Genomic DNA, 3053 nt, shown 5'->3' with positions numbered 1-3053 from the left:
CTGGGCCTGATGGCGGCGCTGGTCCGCCGCGAGCGGCAGGCCGCCACGCAGCGGCTCGACGCCCGCATCGCGGGCGAGCTGCAGGCGCTGACCCCCGCCCACCGGCGCGAGCAGGGCTGGCAGGCGCTGCAGCAGCAGGCTACCGTGCTGCCCCAGGTGGCCGAACGCCTGCAGACCCTGATGGCGCAACTGGACGCCCGCAGCGAACAGCTCGACCAGCGCCTGAGCGAACGGCAGGCCCAGTTCCACACCGAGGCCGCCAGCGCCTACCAGGGCCTGGCCGCGGCGGTGGCGCAAACCCTGACGCAGAGCCTCGAAGCCAGCGCGCGCGCTGCTGGCGAGAGCCTGCGGCCGGTGGTGTCGGCGGCCATGGACGCCATCGCTGCCGATGCCCGACAGCAGCATCAGCACGTGAGCGAGACCGTGCAGGCCCGGATGGCCGAACTGACCGACCGTTTCGGCGCCCGTGCGGCCGCCGTGGCCGACACCTGGGCCGCCTCGCTGGACCGGCAGGCGCAGGCCGAAGAGCGCCGGCTGCAGGCCCTGGGCCAGACCCTGGACGGATTCAGCAGCGGTTTTGCGCGCCAGTCGGCCGAATTGCTGGCCAGTGTGCAGGCCACCAGCCACCAGGCCCTGACCGCGCAGGCCAGCGCCGACGCCGAACGGCAGGCCACCTGGGCGCAAGCGCTGCAGGCCCTGGCGGCCGACTGGCAGGGCCGCTGGGACGCCGTCGGGCAGCAGGTGCAGACCCAGCAGGAGGGCGTGGCCACCTTGCTGCAGCAGACCGCGCGCGATCTGGCCGAACAGGGGCAACGCCAGGCGGCCCAGAGCCAGAGTCATCTGGAGCAGGTCACAGCCCGCACCGATGCGCTGCTGCAAGCGCGCACCGAGGCCGAAGCGCGCTGGGCCGACCAGCACGCCCACCACACGGCCGAACTGCTGACCTTGTGGCGCACCGAACTCGGGGCGCTGCGCGATGCGGAGCAGGCGCGCAGCCTGGCCCAGGCCGAGCAGGGCCAGGCCCTGCAGGTCGGTATCGCCGCCTTGCTGCAGCAGACCGCGCGCGATCTGGCCGAACAGGGGCAGCGCCAGGCGGCCCAGAGCCAGAACCATCTGGAGCAGGTCGCGGCCCGCACCGACGCGCTGCTGCAAGCGCGTACCGAGGCCGAAGCGCGCTGGGCCGACCAGCACGCCGGCCATACCGCGGAGCTGCTGGCCCTGTGGCGCACCGAACTCGGGGCGCTGCGCGATGCGGAGCAGGCGCGCAGTCTGGCCCAGGCCGAGCAGGGCCAGGCCCTGCAGGCGGCCTGGACGCAGCAACTCGCCCAACTGCGCGCGGCCGAGGCCGAACGCGCCGAAGCCCAGGCCACCCGCCTGGCCACCTGGCAAGCCGATGCGCAGGCCCAACTGGCCGCGCTGCGCAGCGACGAAGCCGCGCGCCACGAGGCCGTCGCCAGCGCCTGGACCGCCCGGCAGCACGAGCTGGCGACCCAGCTCGCGGCCCTGCGCGACGAAGAGGCCGCTCGCGGGCAGGCCGCCGTGGCGCGGCTGGATCAACTGCAGGCCGCCGCCGCACGCCACCTAGCCGATCTGGGCAGCGCGCTGGAAGCCCCGCTGCAGCGCCTGCTGCACACCGCGTCGGAAGTGCCGCAGGCCGCGGCCGAAGTCATTGCCCAGCTGAAACAGGAAATGAGCCAGCTGGCCGAACGCGACAACCGCACCCTGGCCGAACGCGCCACGCTGGTGGGGCAGATCGGCGGCCTGCTCGACAACGTGCAGCAGGCCACGGGCGCGCAGCGCGAGGCCATCGAATCGCTGGTGGCCTCGGCGGCCGAGGTGTTCGACCGCGTCGGCCGGCAGTTTGCCGACACCGTGGGCGACCAGGCCGGTCGGGCCGAAGCCCTGACCGAGCGGGTGGGCCGCAGCACCGACGAACTCGTGACGCTGGGCGAGGCCTTCCGCGAGGGCGCCCGCCAGATGGCCGACAGCCACGAAACGCTGGCCGCCAACCTCCAGCGTGTGGAAGGGGCGATCCAGCAGTCGCTGGCACGCAGCGACGAACAGCTGGCCTACTACGTGGCGCAGGCGCGCGAGGTGATCGACCTGAGCATCAGTGCGCAGCAGGGCATCGTGGAAGACCTGCGCCGCCTGCGCGCACCGCTGTCCGCGCGTGCGGGCGCCGGTGAGGGCGCCGCATGATGACCGCAGATGAACCGGACTTCGACGCCGAGGGCGAGGCCGAGCAGACGGCCCCCGTCTGGGCCGTGTTCGGCGACCTCATGGCCGGGGTGCTGGGCGCGTTCGTGCTCATCCTGATCGGCGTGCTGTTCACGCAGATGGATCTGGTGGCCAGCCTGCAGGCCGAAATGCACAAGCGCCAGGCCGAAGAGTCCCGCCGCATGGCGCTGGAAAAAGCGCTTGCCATCCCGCTGCGCAGCGGCCGCGTGACGCTGGACAACGGGCGCATCGGCATCAGCGGCAGCGTGCTGTTCGCGCTCAATGCCGACGAGCTCCGGCCCGACGGGCGCCAGTTGCTGGAAAGCCTGGTGCCGCCGCTGAAGGTGTATCTGGGGGAGCGCGACGAGATGCTGATGGTCAGCGGCTTCACCGACAACTCGCCGGTGCAGCCCGGCAACCCGCGTTTCGCCGACAACCTGGAGCTGTCGGCGCGGCGCGCCGTCACGGTGACGCGCGCGCTCATCGAGCAGGGCATGCCGCCCGACCGCGTGTTCAGCGCCGCTTTCGGCGAGCAGCAGCCGGTGGCGTCCAACGCCGACGAACCCGGGCGCGCGCTCAACCGGCGCGTGGAAATGGCGCCGGTGCCCAAGGTCACGCGCAGCGGCCCATGAACAAGCCAGTGTCGCGCAAGCTGCCGCCACCGCTGTCGCCGCTGGCGGCGCTCAACGCCCACATCGCGCAGGCGACGCAGGCCGCACGCGCGGCCGAAGACGGTGGTGCCGCGTCGCCCGGGCGCTGGCCCGAGTTGCGCAGCGCCCGGCGCTTTCGCGCCACCTGGGCCACGTTGCAGGCCGAGGCTTCGCTGGTGCAGGCCG

2 protein-coding genes and 1 pseudogene are annotated in these 3053 nt (G+C 73.2%); all 3 read left to right on the top strand.

The genetic code is table 11. The features are described from left to right. On the top strand, positions 1 to 2199 hold a 2199-nt coding region (locus QQK43_RS22910; protein WP_284309598.1), incomplete at its 5' end, for a hypothetical protein. Beyond that, positions 2196 to 2849, top strand: a complete 654-nt coding sequence (locus tag QQK43_RS22905; protein ID WP_370465345.1) for an OmpA family protein — start codon at positions 2196 to 2198, stop codon at positions 2847 to 2849. The genes QQK43_RS22910 and QQK43_RS22905, both read left to right, overlap by 4 nt. Continuing rightward, positions 2750 to 3053, top strand: a pseudogene (locus QQK43_RS22900) (DUF2894 domain-containing protein); the annotation flags it as partial. The gene QQK43_RS22905 and the pseudogene QQK43_RS22900, both read left to right, overlap by 100 nt.

Source organism: Hydrogenophaga electricum, assembly GCF_030160815.1.
Classification (GTDB): Bacteria; Pseudomonadota; Gammaproteobacteria; order Burkholderiales; family Burkholderiaceae_C; genus Hydrogenophaga; species Hydrogenophaga electricum.
This window is presented reverse-complemented; position numbering and strand designations above follow the sequence as displayed.